Source organism: Arthrobacter gyeryongensis, from assembly GCF_039543785.1.
GTDB lineage: Bacteria > Actinomycetota > Actinomycetes > Actinomycetales > Micrococcaceae > Arthrobacter > Arthrobacter gyeryongensis.
Genome location: NZ_BAABKK010000024.1, coordinates 1 through 21,682, shown reverse-complemented (window position 1 = coordinate 21,682; position 21,682 = coordinate 1). Strand labels below are relative to the sequence as shown.

General features: G+C 64.6%; 16 protein-coding genes and 1 pseudogene. 11 read left to right on the top strand and 6 right to left on the bottom strand.

The features are described 5' to 3' along the window. Positions 1 to 102: 102 nt before the first annotated feature. A complete protein-coding gene (locus ABEA18_RS15845) occupies positions 103 to 2,211 on the top strand; it encodes a primosomal protein N' (RefSeq protein ID WP_345451189.1) in 2,109 nt (702 codons plus the stop codon). On the opposite strand, the gene ABEA18_RS15840 is transcribed toward ABEA18_RS15845, so the two are convergent. The 4 genes from ABEA18_RS15840 to ABEA18_RS15825 are packed head-to-tail and all read right to left on the bottom strand — an operon-like array spanning position 2,208 to position 6,146. Further along, positions 2,208 to 3,293, bottom strand: coding sequence for a glycosyltransferase family 4 protein (locus tag ABEA18_RS15840; protein ID WP_345450596.1), 1,086 nt, complete (start codon positions 3,291 to 3,293; stop codon positions 2,208 to 2,210). The genes ABEA18_RS15845 and ABEA18_RS15840 overlap by 4 nt on opposite strands. After that, positions 3,290 to 4,237, bottom strand: a complete 948-nt coding sequence (locus ABEA18_RS15835; protein ID WP_345450594.1) for an alpha/beta fold hydrolase — start codon at positions 4,235 to 4,237, stop codon at positions 3,290 to 3,292. Before ABEA18_RS15835 ends, ABEA18_RS15840 begins: the two co-directional genes overlap by 4 nt. Before the next feature lie 10 nt (positions 4,238 to 4,247). Beyond that, positions 4,248 to 5,129, bottom strand: coding sequence for an aldo/keto reductase (locus ABEA18_RS15830; protein ID WP_345450592.1), 882 nt, complete (start codon positions 5,127 to 5,129; stop codon positions 4,248 to 4,250). A 54-nt stretch (positions 5,130 to 5,183) separates the two neighbouring features. Next, positions 5,184 to 6,146 carry a sugar-binding transcriptional regulator gene (locus ABEA18_RS15825; RefSeq protein ID WP_345450591.1) on the bottom strand — a complete coding sequence of 321 codons (963 nt, stop codon included), beginning with the start codon at positions 6,144 to 6,146 and terminating at the stop codon, positions 5,184 to 5,186. 124 nt (positions 6,147 to 6,270) lie between these two features. Between ABEA18_RS15825 and ABEA18_RS15820 the strand changes: the two genes are divergently transcribed. The 9 genes from ABEA18_RS15820 (at position 6,271) to ABEA18_RS15780 (ending at position 18,915) form a co-directional block, all read left to right on the top strand. Then, positions 6,271 to 8,073, top strand: coding sequence for a glycerol-3-phosphate dehydrogenase/oxidase (locus tag ABEA18_RS15820; RefSeq protein WP_345450589.1), 1,803 nt, complete (start codon positions 6,271 to 6,273; stop codon positions 8,071 to 8,073). A gap of 174 nt (positions 8,074 to 8,247) precedes the next feature. Then, a complete protein-coding gene (locus tag ABEA18_RS15815; protein ID WP_345450587.1) occupies positions 8,248 to 8,997 on the top strand; it encodes an MIP/aquaporin family protein in 750 nt (249 codons plus the stop codon). Between the two features lie 57 nt (positions 8,998 to 9,054). After that, positions 9,055 to 10,569, top strand: a complete 1,515-nt coding sequence (gene glpK / locus ABEA18_RS15810) for a glycerol kinase GlpK (RefSeq protein ID WP_345450585.1) — start codon at positions 9,055 to 9,057, stop codon at positions 10,567 to 10,569. A gap of 448 nt (positions 10,570 to 11,017) precedes the next feature. Beyond that, positions 11,018 to 13,546: a leucine--tRNA ligase gene (gene leuS / locus ABEA18_RS15805; protein ID WP_345451187.1), complete on the top strand. Its 2,529-nt coding sequence runs from the start codon at positions 11,018 to 11,020 to the stop codon at positions 13,544 to 13,546. Between the two features lie 57 nt (positions 13,547 to 13,603). After that, the gene (locus tag ABEA18_RS15800; RefSeq protein ID WP_345450583.1) at positions 13,604 to 14,614 is read left to right on the top strand and encodes a DegV family protein; all 1,011 of its coding nucleotides are present in this window, start codon (positions 13,604 to 13,606) and stop codon (positions 14,612 to 14,614) included. A gap of 77 nt (positions 14,615 to 14,691) precedes the next feature. Further along, entirely contained in the window at positions 14,692 to 15,084 is a 393-nt protein-coding gene (locus ABEA18_RS15795) for a transposase (protein WP_345450581.1), read from the top strand. 87 nt (positions 15,085 to 15,171) lie between these two features. Continuing rightward, positions 15,172 to 17,001 (top strand): HNH endonuclease signature motif containing protein, encoded by a 1,830-nt coding sequence (locus tag ABEA18_RS15790; RefSeq protein ID WP_345450579.1) that lies wholly within the window; start codon positions 15,172 to 15,174, stop codon positions 16,999 to 17,001. 305 nt (positions 17,002 to 17,306) lie between these two features. Then, positions 17,307 to 18,071: a ComEA family DNA-binding protein gene (locus ABEA18_RS15785; RefSeq protein ID WP_345450577.1), complete on the top strand. Its 765-nt coding sequence runs from the start codon at positions 17,307 to 17,309 to the stop codon at positions 18,069 to 18,071. Positions 18,072 to 18,087: 16 nt separating this feature from the next. After that, complete coding sequence (locus tag ABEA18_RS15780; protein ID WP_345450575.1) at positions 18,088 to 18,915, top strand: hypothetical protein; 828 nt, start codon at positions 18,088 to 18,090, stop codon at positions 18,913 to 18,915. 344 nt (positions 18,916 to 19,259) lie between these two features. Here the strand turns inward: ABEA18_RS15780 and ABEA18_RS15775 are convergent, their stop codons facing one another. Continuing rightward, complete coding sequence (locus ABEA18_RS15775) at positions 19,260 to 20,639, bottom strand: MFS transporter (RefSeq protein WP_345450573.1); 1,380 nt, start codon at positions 20,637 to 20,639, stop codon at positions 19,260 to 19,262. Between the two features lie 415 nt (positions 20,640 to 21,054). Between ABEA18_RS15775 and ABEA18_RS15770 the strand changes: the two genes are divergently transcribed. Next, entirely contained in the window at positions 21,055 to 21,459 is a 405-nt protein-coding gene (locus ABEA18_RS15770; RefSeq protein ID WP_345450571.1) for a hypothetical protein, read from the top strand. Here ABEA18_RS15770 and ABEA18_RS15765 read toward each other — a convergent pair. Continuing rightward, positions 21,419 to 21,682: pseudogene (locus ABEA18_RS15765) on the bottom strand (hypothetical protein); the annotation flags it as partial. The gene ABEA18_RS15770 and the pseudogene ABEA18_RS15765 overlap by 41 nt on opposite strands.

The following is a 21,682-nucleotide window of genomic DNA, read 5'->3' as shown; positions in this document are numbered from 1 at the left end:
CAGGGCCGGAATTGTCGGTGGTGCCTGCTTGGATTGCCCCAAGGCATCCGGCACTCCAGGGAGGTGACAAGCATGAGCGATGGTTCGCTGCTTCCGTTTGCCATGGTGTCGCCTTCGCCGTCCCATCAGCCGTCCTTGTTGCAAGGCTTCCCTTCGCGCGGGAGCGACGTCGCCGGGCCACCGCTCGCGGCGAACAATCCGGTGGCACGGGTCTTGATCGAATCATCCTTGCCGCATCTCGACAGGCCTTTCGACTACAGCGTGCCGGCCGAGTTGGACGGGACCGCCCTCGCAGGCGTCCGGGTCAAAGTCCGCTTCAGCGGCCAGGAACTCAACGGCTACGTCCTGGAGCGTATGGAATCGTCGGACGCCGGGCATGCCCTGACTCCGATTCTCAAAGTGGTCTCAGCCGTCCCGGTGCTGACTCCGGCGTTGCTGGAGCTTGCCTCCAGTGTCGCGGCCCGCTACGCCGGCACGCTCAGCGATGTCCTCCGCACCGCCATTCCGCCCCGTGTCGCGCGCCTGGAGAAGCAGCACCTGTCCGGCGTATCTCTCTTGGAGGAGCCAGGGGAAGGCAGCAAGAAGCGCAGCGGGTCCGTACAGGGCTCCGCTAAGCGGGCGCAAGCGGCGTGGGCTTCCTACGCCAACGGGGCGCCTTACCTGCAACACCTCGCCGGGGGTGGCTCACCCCGTGCCGTCTTGACTGCGACACAGGGTTTTGGAGCCGCCGGCTGGCCCGAGCTTGTGGCGTCTGCGGTGGCGGCAGTCCGCTCCTCAGGGCGGGGCGCCGTCGTCGTCGTTCCCGACTACCGTGATCTCGACCGCATGGAGGCGGCGCTGCGCGCTGTCCTGCCACCAGGAGACGTCGCGCGGTTGACGGCGGACGACGGCCAGACACCGCGGTACCGGAGCTACCTTCGGCTCCTCAGCGGCGCCGCCAAGGTGGCAGTGGGTACCCGCTCCGCTGCGTACGCTCCGGTGCAGAACCTGGGGCTGGTGGTGTGCTGGGACGACGGCGACGACCTCCACATTGACCAGCGCGCCCCTTACGCGCACACCCGGGAAATCCTGCTCTTGCGTTCCGAACAGGAATCAGCGGCGTGCCTCATGGCCGCGCATAGCCGTAGCACAGAGCTTCAGCGGCTTGTCGAAGGCGGCTGGGCTGTGCCCGTGGAAGCTCCCCGGCAAGTCGTCCGAGCCAGGACGCCCCGGGTGCTCAATACGGCAGACAGCTTCGAGCAGGAACGCGACCCCCTGGCGAAGATCGCACGATTGCCCGGTGCCGCTTGGCGGGCCGCCAAAGAGGGACTGGAACGCGGGCCCGTCCTGGTGCAGGTGGCCCGGGCCGGCTATGCCCCGTCCCTTGTCTGCGAGGATTGCCGCGAAACCGCCAGGTGCAACAACTGCCAGGGACCCCTCGCAATCGCCGGTCAATCAGCCCTGCCGCAGTGCCGCTGGTGCTCCACCCCGGCCCCGGAATGGCGTTGCCGGCATTGCGGCGGAGGCCGACTCCGCAGGGGGGCGGCCGGTGTGCTGAGGACCGCGGAAGAACTGGGCAGGGCTTTTCCAGGCAAGGCCGTCGTGACGTCTTCGGGGGACCAAGTCAAAGCCACGGTATCCGATGCCCGTGCCCTCGTGGTCGCGACTGTTGGCGCTGAACCGGTAGCCGGCGGGGGCTACGCGGCGGCGCTGCTCCTGGATGGCAATTCGCTTCTGCGCAGGGAAAACCTGCGCGCCGGTGAGGACACGGTACGGCGATGGTTCAACGCGGCGGCCCTCGTACGGCCCGCGAACGAAGGCGGACTCGTAGTCATCACTGCAGACGACACCACCGCGACGGGCGCGTTGTTGCGCTGGGACCCTGCGGGATATGCCTCCCGCGAGCTGGCACTCCGGCAGGAACTCCAGTTGCCGCCGGCAGTCCGGATCGCCTCAGTGACAGGCAAGCGGGCCGACGTCGTGCACTTCACCGAAAGCCTGGCCGAAACTATCCAGCTGCGAACCGCGGGCCCCGCGCCGGTCTCCCTCACGCTGTCTGCGCAGCGTGCGGTAGAACAGGAACGCGATCCGGACGTCCGGACACTGATCTTCATTCCCTATGCACAAGCGGTGGAGGCAACGCGTGCCATGCGGGCCGTCAAAGCCGCCAGCGCGGCGAAGCGCACCTCGGGACCCGTGCAACTGCGGCTTGACGGAGTCGACGTCCTCTAGCGTCGCTTGGGGCTGCGCATCGCAACGATCTCTTCGGCCACGGCCAGCAGTTGGCGGGCCGACTCGTCCCAATTGAAATCAGCGGCGCGTTCCACGGAGCGGCGTGAGCGCGCCTGCCACAATTCCGTGTCTTCAAGGGCCTTGACTGCCGCAGCAAATTCGCCCGGCGATTCGGGGTGCACGTAACTCACCGCATCCCCGCCGACCTCACGGAAGATGGGGGTGTCACTGGCGATCACGGGAGTGCCAAGTGCCATCGCCTCAACCAGGGGCAGCCCATAGCCTTCTGCCTTGGACAGGCTGACGAGGGCGGTAGCCCGGAGTAGGAGGGAATCGTATTCGGCATCCGTGACGCCGTTGTGGAACTCGACCTTCGCGCCCGGCGGGACCAAGGGCTCCAGCTCGGCGCGGCGCTGGGGGGTGATCCGGCTAAGCAGGTGCAGGGTGAATCCGGGCAGTTCGGTCATTCCCTGGATCATGGTCTCCACATTCTTGTAGGGCATGAACGAGCCCATGTAGAGCAGGGACTTCTCGGCGCCGGCTGCGGGATCGCGCGGCGTCTGGCCTGGCTGAGGCGCGTTGCCCACGATCCGGACCGGGCGGCGGGTCAAGTTGAACTTCGCCATAAGCGACTCGGTGGTGTGGCTGATGGTGGCAACGATATCGGCCCGGTTGAGAAGCAAGCGCTGCGGCCAGTAGGCCTTGTGGTAAAGCCGCCAGAGCAACCGCACTGGTGCGGGCAGGAAGCCCGGAGGGGCCGGGTGCTCATAGTAGATGAGGTCGTGCAAGGTCAGGACCAGTCCGTACTTGCGGCCCCAGGTGCCCATGGTCTGCATCGGGCAAACCACGACGTCGGCCTCGAGCTTGTTGACTTCGCGCGCCACGAACAGTTCGCGCGGGGACAGCGGGCTGGTGATGTGGACATAGGGGACATCCGGCAGGAGCGCCAGCTGGCGCTTGTCGCTGATGAGCATCGTGACGTCCGCGATCTTGGACGTCGCCGCTATGAGGCTCGATCCGTAGCGGCTGATCCCGTCATGATGGTCCGTGCGGGTGAAGCGGGCATCTATGACGATTTTCACGCGGGGTGTTCCTCCAGGAAACTGCGGATGGCGGCGGCGGCCGGCGCCGGTGTCTCGTAGTGGATCAAATGCCCGACGTCGGGAATCACTTCCAGCGCGCCGTCCGGGAGCAGCTCCAACAGCTTGTGCTGGTCCTTGAGCAGGGCGATCTCGTCTTTCTCGCCTGCCACCAACAACACGGGAAGGTCCAATTGCCCGGCGACCTCGGCCACATGGCTGGACACCGAAGCCCGGAAAGACTCCAGGAGGCTCGCGCGGTCGGCGAACGCGGAGAAGTACGCATCGTGCTGGCCATGGACGAAGGCCCGGAGTTCCTTGTCCCGGGTCTTGGCCATCGCGGCGCTCATGACGCGGACAATGAGGCGGCTGCGCAGGACGGCGAGCCCCAGCCGGCGCGGGAGCTTGGCGGAGACCTGGTAGTACAGGACTGCCAGCTTGGTCATGAGGCCTTTGGGACCCTCAAGCGCGGGAGCGGCGATGGGATTGACCAGGATCAGCGGACGGATGGCTCCCGGATTCGCGGCGGCGAAATGGCTGGCAACAATGGATCCGAAGGAGTGCCCGAGGAGAACCGTGTCCGCTCCGAGGCCCAAGGCCGCCATGAAACCGGTGATGAACTTCCCGTAGCGTTCCACGGTGTGGGGGTCTCCGGCGAAAGGCTCCGAGCTGCCAAAGCCGGGAAGGTCGGGCATGATGACACGCATTTCCGGCAGGTGGTCTACGACGCGGAGCAGGCCGTGGTGATCGCCGCGGAAACCGTGGATGACCAGTATGGTCCGGGTATCCGCGGTCACTGTGACCGGTTCGTAGCACCAATAGGCGACATTGCTGCCGTCGAGGTCGATGTCCGAGGCACTCGTCCGGGCGGCCAAGGCCTTGCTGAAGAACTCCCGTGGGGAGGTTGGTGCGGGTTCGGGGGAGTGGTTCGTGTCCACTTGTTCCATTCGGCAGGTCCTAGTTGACGTTGTCCGGGTGTGACCCAGTGCGGTGGTGGCGTTCGAGGGCGGCCAAGCCATCCATGTCATCGGCGTCCAGCTCGAAGCCGAAGACATCGAAGTTCTCCTGGATGCGTGCCGGTGTGCTCGCTTTCGGGATGACGATATTTCCCAGTTGGAGGTGCCAGCGGATGATGATTTGCGCAGGTGTCTTTCCATATTTTTCCGCGAGGGCCCGAACTGCCGGATCCTGAAGGACCTGGCCGCGGCCCAAGGGGCTCCACGCTTCCGTGCGAATGCGCAACTGCTCGTGGAGGGTGCGGAGCCGGGTCTGCTGCAACCAAGGGTGCAGTTCAATCTGGTTCACCGCCGGAACCACTTCGGCTTTTTGCATGAGCGCTTCGAGATGGTCCGGCTGGAAGTTGGAGACGCCGATCGCACGCACCCGGCCTTCGCGGTACAGGGTTTCCATTGCCCGGTAACTTTCCTGGAACAAACCGCGCCCTGCGCAGGGCCAGTGGATCAGGTACAGATCGACGTAGTCGAGGCCGAGATTGGCCATCGAAGAATCGAAGGCACGGAGCGTGGAGTCGTAGCCCTGGTCGTCGTTCCAGAGCTTCGTGGTGACAAAGACGTCTTCGCGGGAGAGGCCGTGGGTGCCTTCCCCGGAGCCTCCCGTGTTGCTGTCCACTCCGGGCGGGGGAATGACCGCACTGCCGATGCCCCGGCCGACCCCGGTCTCGTTGCCATACATGGCAGCTGTATCGAAGTGCCTGTAGCCGGCGCCCAGCGCAGTGGCGACCAAAGACGTGGCGTCCGCCGGCGGCACCTTGTAAAGCCCGAACCCCAACTGGTCAATCAAGACACCGTTGTTGAGACTGAGCCGAGGCGAGGGTTTCATAGCCAAGACTCTACCTACCTCGATGCCGGGAATGTTTCAGGGTCGTTCAATTATTCAGGAAGGGCTGCCGAAACTGACCAGGCGCTTCGCCGTTGCCTCATCCAGGATCAGATCTGTGGCCAGCCTCGCTTCCAGAGCTCCGCGCAGCCCGTTGATCTTGGATGCACCCGAGACGACGCAGATGCGGCGGCGGACCTGCCTTAGTTGTTCGTGGCTTGGGCCGGTGGACCGCTCGTTGAGGGTAATGCCGTCGGAAGAGCCGTCGGCGCGGAAGAAGACGGTGGCAACATCGCCCACGACGTCCGAGCTGGCAAGCAGAAACAGGTCCGTTTCGTCGAGGTAGCCGCCGGCGTAGACGTGGCTGGGATAGTCCGAATGCACCGATCCGACACCGAAGATGGCAATGCTCATCCTGGCTTGGAGATCGAGCACGCGCTGGACGCTGCGCTCATTCCACATCGCGGTCTTCGTGGAAGCGTGGTCGAAGAAAGCGGGTACAGGGAACTGTTCCACCCGCGCACCATAGGCGATGCCGAAACGGCGCATGATGTCGCTCGCGTAGGTGATGCCGGTGGTCTGCATGTTGCCGGCGCCGTTGAGCTGCACAATAGTGCTGCCGTGCGTGATCTTGCGCGTCAGGTGCCTGCTGACTGCGCTGATGGTGGCACCCCAGGCCACTCCGATAATGGCGTTGGAATCGACCAGGGGACCAATGGTCCGTGCGGCCTGCGTCGCCACCCGGTCAAGGGTTTCCGCCTCGTTCAAGGTGTCCAGGACGGGCACCACATGCACATCGACGCCGTATTCGTTGCGGATCATACGCTCCAGTTCAGGGGCGGAATCCAGTGGACTGCGGATCTGGATCTGGACCAATCCCGACTCACGGGCCGAGGACAGCAGCCGGGAGACGGTTGAACGCGAGGTCCGAAGTTCGCGGGCGATGGCGTCCATGGTGAGGTCCTGCAGGTAGTACATCTGTGCTGCCCGGAGGGCGTCTGAATGTCGTGATCGTGGCATCTCAATTCCGTTCTGCACGTTTGTGCAACTAGCTTGATTTCATTTTCCATTCTTTCGAAGAATAGTTGTGCAAGGTGCGACGTCAAGTGATGCAGCGCACACACCAAAGCCCAAGGGAGCAGTTTTGGGATACACCAGCAATTCCGGTTCCGCAGCAGGATCACCCCGTCGGACCTCGGTTTCGGCACTTCGCGAACGGCCGCAAGCCCAGGTGTTGATCATCGGAGGCGGCATCAACGGCGTCGGCACCTTCCGTGATTTGGCACTGCAGGGCGTGGATGTCGCACTCGTGGAACGCGGCGATTACTGCCAGGGCGCCAGCGGAGCCTCATCCCACATGATCCACGGCGGCATCCGCTACCTCGAGAACGGGGAATTCCGCCTCGTCCAGGAATCCGTGGTCGAGCGCAACCGGCTTTTGAAGATCGCTCCCCATTACGTCAAGCCCCTGCAGACAACCATCCCCATCTTCAGCACCTTCTCCGGGATACTTTCCGCCCCCACACGCTTCCTCACGCACAAGCAAGGCAAGCCGAAGGAACGCGGCGCCTTCCTCATCAAGCTCGGATTGAGCATGTACGACTTCTTCTCCCGCGACGGCGGCAGCGTCCCCCGCCATCAGTTCCGTGGCAAGGAGAAGGCCTTGGCTGAGCTGCCGCGATTGCACCCCGGCATCAAATATGCAGCCACCTACTTTGACGCGTCCGTGCACAACCCGGAGCGACTGACCCTCGATGTGCTGCAGGACGGCGAAAAGGCAGGGATTGGGAGCGGCTTGCCGGGCGGCAGCGCCCGTGCCAGCAACTACGTCTCCCTTCTCTCGACGGACGCCGAATCAACCGGCACGGCCGGCGCTGTTTTGCTGCGCGATGAACTCACGGGCGAGGAATTCAGCTTCCAGGCCGACGTGATCGTCAACACCACGGGCGCCTGGGTCGACCTCACCAATGAGGCAATAGGTGCCGCGAGCCGTTTCATGGGAGGAACCAAGGGTTCCCACATTGTCCTGGACCATCCGGAATTGCTTGCCGCATGCGACGGCCGCGAGATCTTCTTCGAACACACGGACGGGCGGATCGTGCTGATCTACCCGATGGGCGACCGCGTCCTGGTGGGCACCACCGACGTCGAGGCCGACATGGCCCAGGATGCCGTCTGCACCGAAGCCGAGATCGACTACTTCTTCGACCTCGTCGGCCACGTCTTCCCCTCCATCAAGGTTGAGCGCAGCCATATCGTCTACAGCTTCGCCGGCGTCCGGCCGCTTCCGCGCCACGACGACACCCAGCCGGGCTTCGTATCCCGCGACTACCGCATCGAGCGAAGCGAGCGGAAAGCCTCCGGTGCTGCGGCCGCTCAAGGCGGCGAGGCCGCCGTCGTACTTTCATTGATCGGCGGAAAGTGGACCACTTTCCGGGCCCTCGCCGAACACCTGAGCAACGACGTTCTGCGCGAGCTGGGCATGGAGCGGAAGACCTCGACGGCGAAGCTCGCCATAGGAGGCGGCCAGGGTTTCCCGGACAGCGAAGACGGGATCCAGGACTGGGTCAAAAAGCACATGGCTCCCGGTCTCGGTGCCGACCGGGTCAGCGGCCTGCTTACCCGCTACGGCACCCGCGCCGAGGACGTCATCGCCTACCTCACGGCAGGCGAGGACCGGAAACTGCGCTCCACGAACGAGCTCAGCGTCCGGGAGCTCGAATTCATGGCGGTCAACGAACAGATCGGGCACCTCGTGGATGTCCTCATCCGCCGCACCTCGCTGGCCTTCCGGGGCCTCGTGACCGGGGAGCTCCTGAACGAAATTGCCGAAGTCCTCGCCACGCAGCTTGGTTGGGATTCAGCGAAGCGTGAAGTGGAAATCCAGCACGCACAGGAGGTGCTTCTACGTTTTCATGGCGTGACTGTTCACAGCCTCGTCGCATGAACGTAATGTACGTCACATCAGCTTGATTGTTCCGGCCAAGAAGCCTGGACACAAGGGTTGCGGTTCTCCGCTCCGCAAGGGAGACCCGCAACCGGGACGGCGCTAACAGACGCCGGCCCAACGGCCCCCACAAAACCTGCAGGGCTGACAACAGAAGAAAATGAGGAGTCAAAGATGTCTCTCGGAATTGTTTTCCTTTCCGAAGTGTTCGGAACCGGAATGCTTACCCTGCTTGGCTGTGGCGTTGTGGCAAACGTCGCTCTCAAAGGCACGAAGGGTAACAGCGGCGGGTTCCTGATGGTGAATTTTGGCTGGGGCATCGCAGTATTTGCCGGCGTATACGTAGCGGCTATGTCCGGTGCGCACCTGAATCCGGCGGTCACGCTTGGTCTCCTGGTTGACGGCAAGGCCGAGTTCGCCCCCGGGGTGGCCGTGAGTGCGGCATCCACGTTCACCTACTTCGGTGGAGAACTGCTCGGCGCCTTCCTGGGCGCTGTCTTCGCCTGGCTCGCCCACAAGCAGCACTTCGACGCCGAGCCATTGGCAGCCAGCAAACTCGCCGTATTCTCCACGGGACCGGCCATCCGCTCGTACCCCTGGAACCTCGTTACGGAAATCATCGCCACGTTTGTGCTGGTCTTCGTGATCCTGACCTTCGGCGGCACTCCCTCCGGCCTGGGCCCGCTCGCGGTGGCATTGCTCGTCGTCGGCATCGGCGCCTCCCTTGGCGGCCCGACGGGCTACGCGATCAACCCCGCCCGTGACCTCGGTCCGCGTATCGCCCACGCTATTCTGCCGATCAAGGGCAAGGGCTCCAGCGACTGGGCCTACTCCTGGGTTCCGATCCTCGGCCCGCTCCTGGGCGGGACCATCGCCGGACTCGTCGCCCACTCCATACCGATCATGGCAACCGTCGCCAAATAGCAAACCGCTCAGAAACTTATCCCGCAACCACCAAAGCAAGCAGACAAGGACGTCAAAATGTCGCAATACGTCATCGCCATTGACCAGGGAACCACCAGCTCGCGTGCCATCGTTTTCGACCACTCGGGAAACATCGTTTCCTCCGGCCAGATGGAGCACGAGCAGATCTTCCCCCAGGCCGGATGGGTGGAGCACAACCCGGTTGAAATCTGGGACAACACCCGCGAGGTCATTGGCTCGGCGCTCTCCAAGGCGAACCTGACCCGGCACGACATCGCCGCCGTCGGCATCACCAACCAGCGCGAAACCACCGTTGTGTGGGACAAGAACACGGGCGAACCCATCTACAACGCGATCGTCTGGCAGGACACCCGCACACAGCCAATCGTGGACGAGCTGGGCCAGGACGGCGGTCCCGAGCGCTTCAAGCAGAAGGTCGGCCTGCCCTTGGCCACCTACTTCTCCGGCACCAAGATCAAGTGGATCCTGGACAACGTTGAAGGTGCGCGGGCCAAGGCTGAAGCCGGGGACCTCATCTTCGGCAACACCGACTGCTGGGTCCTGTGGAACCTGACAGGCGGCGTCGACGGCGGCGTGCACGCCACGGATGTCACCAACGCCTCGCGCACCATGTTCATGGACCTCGACACCTTGCAATGGGACCAGGAAATTCTGGACGTGTTCGGTGTTCCGCTGTCGATGATGCCCGCCATCAAGTCCTCCTCCGAGGTCTACGGCACGGTCCACACATCGCAGCTACTGCGCGAAGTGCCCGTCGCAGGCATCCTGGGCGACCAGCAGGCGGCAACCTTCGGCCAGGCGGCGTTCCAGGCGGGCGAAGCTAAGAACACCTACGGCACCGGCTGCTTCCTGATCTTCAACACGGGCGAGGAAATCGTCCACTCGAAGAATGGCCTGCTGACCACGCTCGGCTACAAGCTGGGCGACGCCAAGCCGCACTACGCATTGGAAGGTTCCATCGCTGTCACGGGCTCACTGATCCAGTGGCTCCGCGACAACCTCGGCCTGATCAGCTCCGCTCCCGAAGTGGAGACACTGGCGGCTGGCGTCGAGGACAACGGTGGCGTCTACATCGTCCCCGCGTTCTCCGGCTTGTTCGCCCCGTACTGGCGCGCCGACGCCCGCGGTGCCATCGTTGGCCTGACCCGTTTTGCCAACAAGGGCCACATCGCCCGCGCGGCCCTGGAGGCCACCGCCTTCCAGACCCGCGAAGTGCTCGACGCCGTCAACGCGGACTCGGGCGTTCCGCTGACCGAGTTGAAGGTCGACGGCGGCATGGTCGCCAATGAGGCGCTCATGCAGTTCCAGGCCGACATCCTGGGCGTGCCCGTGGTCCGTCCGAAGGTCGTGGAAACCACGGCCCTCGGTGCTGCCTACGCGGCCGGACTCGCCGTCGGCTTCTGGAAGGACCTCGGCGAACTCAGCTCAAACTGGGGCGAAGACAAGCGCTGGGAGCCACAGCTTCCGGCCGAAGAGCAGGAGCGGCAAATGCGCCTGTGGAAGAAGGCTGTGACCAAGTCCATGGATTGGGTGGACGAGGACGTTAAGTAGGTCTCTCGTTTCCTGTTCGCGCCGCACCTAAGTTAGGGGCCGCCTCGCCTGTTTCGATGGGGCGGCCCCTGCCCCGCCCGCCGAGTTAGCCCTACTCGCCCCGAAAAGGGGCCGGTAACTCCCGCCCGCCCGCTTCGCGGTGCCCACCACACCATGGCGGGGAGTCACCGGCCCCTTTTCTCCGGGGCTGCTCACCCACGCGAAATGCGGCCTCCTTCAACCTTCACCTACACGTAGCGCCCCTTGAAACCACGCCATGGGCTTGGTGCGGTAAGGTGGCTTTATGCGTGCGATCCTTCTGCTTAGCTAGCCGCCCGGTATACGTCGATTTAGACCATCGCGAACCGAGCGGCCGCCCCTCCTTGCCGAGGGGCTTTTGTGTGTCCGGGACCTTCCGGGGCCCGGAGCAGGAGGCAAAACCGTCATGGAAGAACAGAAGAGGGCAGCAGTGAGCGTTCAGCCGGAGACAGAAACCGGAGCACAGTCAACAGTGGCAGGCGAGACGCCCGAGGAGGGTGTCTACAGCTTCGCATCGATGGAGGCCAAATGGCCGCAGGTCTGGGAAGACCTCAAAGTCTTCACTCCTGTCGACGACGGCTCCCGCGAGCGGCGCTATGTCCTGGACATGTTCCCCTACCCTTCGGGCGACCTCCACATGGGCCACGCCGAGGCTTTCGCAATGGGCGACGTCGTGGCGCGGTACCTCCGCCAGAAGGGTTTCGACGTCCTGCACCCCATCGGCTGGGACTCCTTCGGCTTGCCGGCCGAGAATGCCGCCATTAAGCGCAACGCCCACCCCAGCGAGTGGACGTACGCCAACATCGATACGCAGGCCGCATCGTTCAAACGTTATGCAATCTCTGCCGATTGGTCCCGCCGGCTGCATACTTCCGACCCGGAGTACTACCGCTGGACGCAGTGGCTGTTCAAGCGCTTCTACGAGCGCGGACTGGCCTACCGCAAGGATTCCCCGGTCAACTGGTGCCCGAAGGACCTGACCGTCCTCGCCAACGAACAGGTAGTCAACGGCGCGTGCGAACGCTGCGGGACCCCGGTCACCAAGAAGTCCCTGAACCAGTGGTACTTCAAGATCACCGATTATGCCGACCGTTTGCTCGACGACATGTCCGAACTCCAGGGACACTGGCCCGAGCGCGTCTTGGCGATGCAGCGAAACTGGATCGGCCGCTCCGAGGGCGCGCACGTCCGCTTCGCGATCGAAGCCACAGACGGCCGCGCCGAACGCGAGGTCACAGTCTTCACCACCCGCCCGGACACCTTGTACGGGGCAACGTTCTTCGTCGTCGCCGCGGATGCGCACCTGGCGCTGGACCTGGTCACGCCCGAACAGCACGATGCCCTCATGGCCTACCGCGAAAAGGTGAAGGCGCTGTCTGACATCGAGCGCCAGTCCACTGAGCGCGAGAAGACGGGCGTGTTCACCGGCCGCTACGCCATCAACCCGCTCAACGGTGAGAAACTGCCTGTGTGGGCAGCCGACTACGTGCTCGCCGACTACGGCACGGGCGCCATCATGGCAGTGCCCGCACACGACCAGCGCGACCTCGACTTCGCCCGCGCGTTTGACCTGCCGGTGCGTCCGGTCCTGAACACCGGAGGGGAAGACCCGGCGGAAACCGGCATCGCGACCGCCGGAGAGGGCACCCTGATGAACTCCGGCGAACTGGACGGTTTGTCCAAGGCCGATGCCATCCCCGCAGCTATCGACATCCTGGAGAAGCTGGGCACGGGGGAGAAGTTCGTCAACTTCCGCCTGCGCGACTGGCTCCTGAGCCGCCAGCGTTTCTGGGGTACTCCGATCCCCATCATCCACTGCGCCGAATGCGGCGAGGTGCCTGTACCGGACGATCAACTGCCCGTCAGGCTGCCAGAAAACCTGCGCGGCGAAGCGCTGTCGCCGAGGGGCACGTCTCCTCTCGCCGCAGCACTGGAATGGGTCAACGTCGAGTGCCCCAACTGCGGACGGGCCGCCCAGCGCGACACTGACACGATGGACACCTTCGTAGACTCGTCCTGGTACTTCCTGCGCTTCGTTTCCCCGCACTACACCGAGGGACCGTTCGACCCGGCCAAGATCAACGACTGGATGCCGGTCGGCCAGTACGTGGGTGGTGTCGAGCACGCCATCCTGCACTTGCTGTACGCCCGCTTCTTCACCAAGGTCATCCACGATATGGGCATGCTCGCCGCGGACGAACCCTTCAGCGCGCTGCTCAACCAGGGGCAGGTCCTCAACGGCGGCAAGGCCATGAGCAAGTCCCTCGGCAACGGCGTGGACCTTGGCGAGCAACTGGACAAGTTCGGCGTCGACGCCGTCCGCCTGACCATGGTCTTCGCGTCGCCGCCAGAGGACGACGTCGACTGGGCGGACGTCTCGCCGTCGGGCTCCGCGAAGTTCCTCGCCCGGGCCTGGCGCCTTGGCCAGGATGTCGCAAGCGAGCCCGGCGTCGATGTCTCCACTGGTGACCGAGCGCTGCGCACCGTCACCCACAGGACCATCGCCGACGCCGCTGAGCTGTTGGACAACAACAAGTTCAACGTCGTGGTCGCCAAGCTGATGGAGCTCGTCAACGCGACCCGCAAGACCATCGACTCCGGTGCCGGTGGCACGGACCCCGCCGTCCGTGAAGCCGCCGAGGCCGTGGCAATCATCCTGAGCCTCTTCGCGCCATACACGGCCGAGGACCTGTGGAACCAGTTGGGCCACCCGGCCTCGGTCGCGAACGCTGGCTGGCCCTCCCACGATCCTTCGCTTCTTGTCCAGGACACCGTGACGGCTGTCGTGCAGGTCCAGGGCAAGGTCCGTGACCGTTTGGACGTCTCGCCGGACATCAATGAGGACGAGCTGCGGGAGCTCGCCCTCGCCAGCGAAAACGTACAGCGGGCACTCGATGGCCGCGGCATCCGCACGGTGATCGTTCGCGCCCCTAAACTGGTGAACATCGTCCCGGCATAGCCGGGAAACGGCCGCCGGCGCCTGCCGGCGGCCGGCCACCAGTTCCAGGAGGCTCCCTTGACGGACCGCGAACCACCGGCTTGGTTGTGGCTCAAGGAACGTTTGGCCCGACTTCGCCAGTCCACGACGCCAGGGCGCACCGGAACTGAGCCGGCGCCCGTCGTCGTGCGCACCGCCGTCGTCACCGACTCAGCAGCCGCACTCCCGGCCGAATGGGTCAAGACGTTCGTTGCCGACGGCCGCCTCGCCGTCGTACCGATGCCCGTCATGGTGGGCGAAGAGATCTACGGCGAGGGGGAGGACGACATCACCCAGATGCTCGCGCTGGCCCTGGCGGCGGGATCGTCCGTGAAGACTTCACGTCCTTCACCCGGGCAATTCGAACAGGCCTATCTCGCCGCCCTGCACCGCGGATTCGAAGCCGTCGTCTCCATCCACATTTCTGCCGGGCTGTCCGGCACCGCGGACGCCGCAAGGCTGGCTGCGCAACGCGTCTCAATCCCAGTCGAAGTCATTGACTCCCGCACCGTGGGAATGGCGCAAGGCATGGGCGTCCAAAGCGCGCTGGTTGCCGCCGCGGACGGCCGTTCGGCAGCCGAAGTCCGTCGCTTTGCCGAGGAGCGATTAAGCCGCACCAAAGTCTACTTCTATGTGCCGAGCCTTGAGCAGCTCCGGCGGGGCGGACGAATCGGCACTGCTGCGTCGTGGCTCGGAACAATGCTGTCCATCAAGCCGATCCTCGCGGTGGACGACGGCAAGATCGTACCGCTCGAGAAGGTGCGCTCGGCTGCCAAAGCCGTCGCCCGGCTTGAAGAAATCGTCGCTGCCGACGTCAATTCCCGGCCCGCAGGACAATCGCGGCTCGCCGTGCATCACTTCGGAAACCTGGCAGAGGCAGAGCGGCTCGCGGCCCGTCTCGGGGAGAAATGCCTGGGTTGCCCGCCTGCACAGATCAGTGCCCTGCCAGCCGTGTTGGCGGCCCACGCCGGGCTCGGCGTTTTGGCCGTCGTTGTCGGGGAAAGCAGTACCCCGGGCGCCACGACGCTCCCTGCGCGGAGCCGCCCGTAGCCTCGGTCAAGGTGCGCGGGCACACGTTTTGAGCGATCGCGTTATTTTGTCAGTGCCTCCTGGCTGAGTATTTCCGGATGGCTCACTGGGCCGGAGTATGCCCTGGCAGCCACGAATCCGGCGGGATCAAGAAGCCAGGAGGCCGGCGAAACGGCAACAAAGCACTCGGAGCTGCCCTGGGCAACGCGGCGATGGGCGCGGCCCGGACCAAAAACACCTACCTCCGCGAACGCTACTACCGCCTCGCTGCCAGACGAGGCAAACAACGAGCCATCGTCGCGATCGAGCATTCTCTGCTCACCGCGATCTGGCACATGCTCATGAACAACCTCGACTACCTCGAACTTGGACCCGACCACTTCACCCGACGCGAGCCCACCCACGTCATGCGCCGCATCACCAAACAAGCCAACGCACCCGGCCTGACCGTCCGTTTCAACCCCATCCATCAGACCGCAGCGGCAACCTGAAGCCATTCACCATCCATTTTCGAGTCAGGCAACGCCCATCCTGAGCGACGGCCTTATTTTGTCGTAGCCTCCTGGCAGAGTTATCCCATGGAAGCGATCGGATACTTCGACACCCGGCCGGGCCTTGCGTCCCGGGGGCTCTTCGGAGTGTCCCGCAGTTCCCGTGGTCCGCGCTTGGCCGAGGTATCGGGCGGCCTTCCGGACAGGCTGGCGTTGGTGGATCCACGCGATCGGGGCGGCCGGCGGGCCGTATTGGGCGGGACCGTGGCGGCAGTGAGGTCGCTGGCCGAAGAAGCGGCCGACGACGTCGGAGCCCTGGGTTTGCAGGAGGCTGTCGCGTTCGCGTCCGGGGTGGAGGAACTCTCCCGGACCCTGGATTATCTTCAGCTGCTCGCCGCGGCCGGGCTGGACCGGGCCCGGAACGATGAACCCGTCAGCCGGCCGGGCTGGACAACGGGCTGGGCCGCTGATGCGGATGCCGGCTCCGGCGTGGGCTGGACGTCCGTGACCGCGGCGGGCCCCGCGGGCGCGCAAGATGGTGCCGCCTGCTCGGTGCAGGCGGGAGCGGCCGGCTCCGAGCAGGCGGGGAGCGCACTGGGCGGTGAGTTCAGGTCCACGGCCGAGCACCTGCGGTCCTTGCTGCGCATCAGTGCCGCCGAAGCCAGGCGCCGGCTCGCCCTGGCGAGCGAGCTGCTGCCGGGCTGCGCCCTCACCGGGCAACGGGTCCCTGCCCGGCACGAAGAAACCGCCGCGGCGCTGGCCTCCGGGATGATCGGATCCGGTGCGGCCGGGATCATCACGATGGCCGTGGCGAAGGTGCGCCCGCTGTGCAGCCCGGAGAAGGCCGCGGAAATGGAACACGCCCTGGCCCGCACCGCGGAGGACAACGACCAGGACTTCCTGGCCAGGGTGGCCCGGCGCTGGGTCGAGGCGATCGACCAGGACGGCCCGGAACCGTCCGAGGAATCCCTGCGCCAGCACCAGGGGGCGTTCCTGCGCCGTCCCAAACACGGCCTGGCGCACGTGGAGATCTTCGCCACCGCCGAGCAATACGAACACCTGCTCACGGTCATGAACACCGCCACCAACCCCCGCACACCCCAGGGCACAGCAGCCCAGGGCACGGTTCCTGTCTGCGCTGAACCGTCCGCCGGTCCGTCCGGGGAACCAATCGGCGATTCGTCAGGCGATTCCTCCGGCGATTCCTCCGCCGAGGCGTCGGAGAATGCCGTGGCGCTGGAGCGGCGATCGCGGGCGCAGAAGCTCCTGGACGGTCTGGTCGGCGCCTGCCGGCTCGCCCTGGCCACGGGCTCCCTGCCCGCCACGGGCGGGCACCGCCCGCAGATCCTGGCCACTATCGACCACCGCGACCTCTTCCCCCAACACCACCGGCCTCCGCAGCCCGGGCAAGCTTTACAGGACGGGCAATCTTCCCAGCCCGGGCAACTTTCGCAGCCCGGGCAGCCCGCCCTGTTCGACCGGCCCCGGCAGGGCGGCGGCACCGGGTCGTTCACGTTCACCGGGCCCGTCCCGGCAGCGGAGTTGCGCAAACTCGCCTGCGACGCGGACATCATCCCTGTGGTCCTGGGCGGCGAGGGCCAGGTCCTGGACATCGGACGGGCCTCAAGGATCTTCCCGCCGCAGCTCCGCAAAGCCATCACCGCGCGGGACAAGGGCTGCGCCTTCCCCTGCTGCACCATGCCGGCGCCGTGGTGCGAGGCCCACCACATCGAGTACTGGTCCCGCGGCGGGCCCACGAGCGCCGCGAACGGCACGCTGCTCTGCAGCCATCACCACCACCTGATCCACAAGGAAGAATGGCACATCCAAGTCCAGGAAGGCGTGCCCTGGTTCATCCCGCCGCCCCACACCGACCCGCACCAGACACCCCGAAGAAACCACTACTTCCAGATATAACCCCGAAATTCGCCTCGTCCCGCGCCGCCCACTGATCCTCCACAGGCATCCTGCGGCGGCCCTGTCCACATAGCGCCATTCCGGGCTGCTGCTGCGGGCCTTGGCGTCCTAGGCTCGTGGATATGCCACGCAGGAATCGAGCCTCACCCGCGGACGATGCTGCGAGTGCCGCCCGGCTCCGATTCGCTGTTCGCCTTGCCCCACGGTCGGGCCGAGAGGCCGTCGCGCAGCCGTCGGACCACGACGCCGACGCCCCACCGGGCGCCCACAACAAAACAGAACCTCTGCTTCCATTGCAAACCTTGATGACATCCAGCTTTGGGATGGCCGATGTGGGGGAGCGGTCAGGCACCGATCAGTTGTCCGAAGAGGCAGGAACTCCATCGCGACTCCGGTGGCGCACCCCATGGCGCGTAGCCGTGTTGTTGGCGGTGCCTTGTTTGGTGCTGGTGGGCTGGTTCTTCTGGCAGTCCTGGTCCGGGCAGCCGACGATCGAGCCGCTCGTGCGAAGTTCACATGCGGGAGGAACTGCAGAAGCGGGTACGGGAAGCGGAAGAGGCGGTGTCAACGAGGCTACGGAACCACAGAATGGAGACCAGCTACTTACGGTCCACGTTGCCGGTGCGGTGAAGAGTCCGGGGATCGTCAGGGTGCCCGCCGGAGCACGGGTGTTTGACGCAATCGCTGCTGCCGGTGGTGCGGATCCTGCAGCCGAACTGAACAGCCTTAACCTTGCGGCGGTGGTGCAGGACGCCGCGAAGATCCACGTTCCGCGGACGGGGGAGGCGGCTCCTCCACCAAGCCAGGGCGCTGCTGGCGGGACGGTGGCCGGCGGCCCTCCAACAGCCGGCAGCACAGGAGCCGGGACTTCTGCCGGCGGAAAAGTGAATCTCAACACCGCCACGGCTGAGGAACTCGATGCCTTGCCGAAGGTCGGCCCCGTCCTGGCAAAACGCATCGTCGAATGGCGCGAGCAGCACGGTCCGTTCGCTTCGGTGGAGGACCTCGATGCAGTGGATGGCGTCGGTCCCAAGATGATGGAATCCCTTCTGCCTTTGGTGACGGTTTAAGGTGCATGGAGCCAAAGTGAGCACGGGCCGAGTGGACCTTCGGCTGGTCCCGTCTGCCATTCTGACGTGGGCTGTTTCCCTTGCGGGCGCCTATCTACCTTCGCTGTGGACGGGAGTCGTATGCGTGGCTTTGGGTGTCGCCGCGTGTCTTCTTCTCACCGCCCGGGCCGTGGCCCCGCGAAGCCTGAGGACCTTTCCTGCCACTCTGGCCGTCGCGTGCTTGTTCGGAGCGGCCGTGGCCGCCCATGCCGCAACGGAAGCGGGCCCGCGCCAAGACGGTCCGGTTGCCGACGCTGCGGCTACACGCGATTCGGTTGTCATTCACGTGCTGATCGTGGGTGATCCTCGCGAACTGGGCACGGATTCACGTGGGTCTGGACGCTGGGCCGTACCGGCCGAAGTAATCGATATTGCGGCCGACGGCATGCTCATCCGTTCCCGCACAAGAATTCTGCTGACTGGAGGCGAAGGCTGGAACCAGGTCGTCACGGGACAGGAGGTAAGAACCGCCGGAAGACTAAAGCCGGCAAAACCAGGACAAGTCGAGGCCGGTGTTCTTGCCGCCGTCACCCCACCCATGCGGCCGGACTCGCGGCACAAGCCGGACCCGGGGCACAGTCCTGAAGCTCAAAGCAACCCCGCAGCACTTGCCAGCATTCCCCAAGGTCCAGCGCAATTGAAAAGGCAATTCGCTTCGGCCGCCGAATGGATAAAGGGCGACGCCGCCGGGCTCCTGCCCGGGATGGTCACGGGCGACACCACTGGCTTGGACGAAAGCCTGGAAACGGCCATGAAGACCACCGGCACCACCCACCTCACTGCGGTCAGCGGGACGACCGCATGAGCTCCGTGGCACCAAAGTTGTTATAGGAGGTGGGTACCAAAATCCCCGGGATTACGCGGGTCCCGGCCTATCTGTGGACATCTTTGTGGCACAGCAAAGACCCACCTCATTAGTAACGTTGGTGGCATCATTTTTGCGGACATCGCCATCGCCTCGGACGCAGAGGGCCCTATGCCAGGCGGGCATTGCGGGCGGGACGGGAAAACCTCTTAGCCGTTGGCTGTGTGTGGCAGCCACCAAACTAAGAGGTCTTCACGTATTCACGATGTAAACGAACATCCTGACCCGTACAGCTCGTTCGCGGTCAGCTCAGGGGCGATTACCCGTCACTTCTGCATTCCAGGCTAACCAGCGAGGCCGTGGGTAGCTGTGCCCGGGGACACGGTCGCGGACGTGAGGACGGCCGTCTCCCGCTCGCCCTGCTGCACCTCGTCGAGTTCCTTGAGCGTGTATTTCTTGGTCTCCTTGGCGGTGAGGGCTGAGATTCCTGCCAGGACCATGAACCCGAGCGCGACCATGGACGGGCCGACCCAATCTTTCAGGTCGGGGCCAGCGAGTGCTGTCGAGAGAACGGGGCCGATGACGCCCGAGATGGCGAAGCCGATCTGGGTGCCAAGGGCGAGTCCGGAGACGCGCAGCCGGCCGGGGAACATCTCTGCGAAGAACGAGGGCCAGGACGCGTTAACCATTGAGTAAAAGAGGGAGTAGTTGATGATGCCAAACAGGAAGATCAGTGACCAGTTGCCGGTCGTGATTGACCACAGGTAGGGCACCATTGTGACGCCTACGCCGCCCGTTGCGATGAGGAACATCGTTTTGCGGCCGACCTTGTCCACAAGGAATCCTGCCAGGGGCGTGATTCCGAGGGCGATCACTGCCGAGACTGTGGTCGTCAGGAGCATGGTCGGCTTATCCAGCTTGTATCCGGCGGTCCCGAATGCTACCGAGAAGGTTTGCATCATGTAGCTTGTGCCCGCGATGAGCGCACAGAATACGATCCGCAGCACCGCGCGCCAGTGGAAGCGCAGAAGGTGCCTGAGGGGGGCAACATTCACCTTGGCGGCCTGGACCTTTACGAATTCGGGCGGCTCCTGGATGTGGCGGCGGATCAGGTATGCAGCGACGACTACGACGGCGGAGGCCCAGAACGGAAGCCGCCAACCCCAGGTCAGCAACTGCTCCGAGGGCATAGCGGCGACAGGGATGAAGACCAGCAGGGTGAGCAGCGTGCCCGAGGAGGAGCCCAACGTGGTGAAGCTTGCGAGGAAACCGCGTCGGCCCTCGGAAGCATGCTCCAGGCTCATGGTGATGGCACTGGGCTGCTCGCCGGAAAGGCACAGTCCTTGGATGACGCGGATCAGCACGAGCAGGATCGGAGCGAGAGGACCGATCTGGGCGTACGTGGGCAGGCACCCGATCAGGAAGGTGCAGCCGCCGATGCCGAACAGTGTGATCATCATGACGAATTTGCGGCCACGGCGGTCACCCATCGGCCCAAGGATGAGAGAGCCGATGGGGCGGACCGCGTAGCCGACCGCGAAGGTGATCATGGCGAGCAGCACGCTGACGCCCTGGGGCAACTCGGGCGAGAAGAAGAGGACGTTCAGAATCAACGCCGACGAGGTGCCATACACCGCGAAGTCGTAGTACTCCAATGTCGTGCCGATCCAGGCCGCGATTGCGGCCCTGACCGGGGTCTTCCCGGGAGGTGTGGTTTCTGTCATTTCGTCTCCGTTGGCGATGGGTGAACGGCGGCCTACGGCTACACGTGGGCTGGGAAAGAGATCTCGATTGAGAGCGTCCTATTGGTCCTGCTGCGGGCCCTCAGGTGCGACATCCTGTGTTTGTACGGCTTTGCGGACTGGCCCCCGACATCACGTTAACGTTTGCGGCGCGGGTCACACAAAGACGGCTTTCCTGTCCCTACATAGCGATTTCCTATGGAGGATTTCGAAAGGTGGGAGACCTTGGACAACCGGAAGCTCGAAGAGGAACGGGGACGCCGCGGATCTGCCTTCACTTCATATCGTCTACCTCGTGGGTAAGTGGCCTGCACCCGGCTGTGGTGCAGGGCGAGCACCTCAGTGCTCGCGTGGGCGTAACTGGTTCCGCACGACGTCGGCGAGTGAGTATCAGGTCGTGAACCTGCAAAAGTCTCAGTGGGGCAGCGGAAGCTTCTATCTCAACCTTGGCTGGGACCCGGCGGTCTCTGTTGGTGAGTTTCGTCCGGAAAACCTCTGCCTTCTCAGTCTTCGAACCGAAGAAGCCGATGTCATTGCCTCAATTGATTTTGTGAGACCTGATGGGTTGGTGGCTCGGGTTCTTCCTGGAACTATCCTGCTCGACGCCGAAATGAGCGGTCGCATGCCCGTGGAATCCTTCATCAAAGAGCTCACTGAAGTCGCCATAGTACTCGCTGAAAATCGGGCGGATAGGGCTTACAAGGGCGGCCTGGTCGCGTCGGGTGCCCGGCGGGAGCGTGGCGATTTAGGGGTGGGTCTGGTCAACGGCTTGAGGGTGGGCCCGGCGTTTCTGGTGCTCTGAGCGCCCGGTAGATGCTGGCCATGCTGGGGTTGCGGCCTTTGTGTTTGCCGTTGCGGATGATCAGGTCGAGGCGGATGTCGTGGAGGGAGTCGCCGTTCGCGCGGCGGCGCAGCAGGGTGTGCAGCATGTCCTCGGTGATGACCGGGGGCCGGCCGCCGTTGTTTCCCTTGCGGGCGGCCGGGTTGAGGCCTTCGAGGGTGGCTTCGCGGATGTTCTCGCGTTC

Coding starts and splice junctions, on each gene's coding strand:
- ABEA18_RS15845 (WP_345451189.1), top strand. CDS start 103: ATGGTGTCGCCTTCGCCGTCCCATCAGCCGTCCTTGTTGCAAGGCTTC.
- ABEA18_RS15835 (WP_345450594.1), bottom strand. CDS start 4,237: ATGGAACAAGTGGACACGAACCACTCCCCCGAACCCGCACCAACCTCC.
- ABEA18_RS15830 (WP_345450592.1), bottom strand. CDS start 5,129: ATGAAACCCTCGCCTCGGCTCAGTCTCAACAACGGTGTCTTGATTGAC.
- ABEA18_RS15825 (WP_345450591.1), bottom strand. CDS start 6,146: ATGCCACGATCACGACATTCAGACGCCCTCCGGGCAGCACAGATGTAC.
- ABEA18_RS15815 (WP_345450587.1), top strand. CDS start 8,248: ATGTCTCTCGGAATTGTTTTCCTTTCCGAAGTGTTCGGAACCGGAATG.
- glpK (WP_345450585.1), top strand. CDS start 9,055: ATGTCGCAATACGTCATCGCCATTGACCAGGGAACCACCAGCTCGCGT.
- ABEA18_RS15795 (WP_345450581.1), top strand. CDS start 14,692: ATGGCTCACTGGGCCGGAGTATGCCCTGGCAGCCACGAATCCGGCGGG.
- ABEA18_RS15790 (WP_345450579.1), top strand. CDS start 15,172: ATGGAAGCGATCGGATACTTCGACACCCGGCCGGGCCTTGCGTCCCGG.
- ABEA18_RS15785 (WP_345450577.1), top strand. CDS start 17,307: ATGACATCCAGCTTTGGGATGGCCGATGTGGGGGAGCGGTCAGGCACC.
- ABEA18_RS15775 (WP_345450573.1), bottom strand. CDS start 20,639: ATGACAGAAACCACACCTCCCGGGAAGACCCCGGTCAGGGCCGCAATC.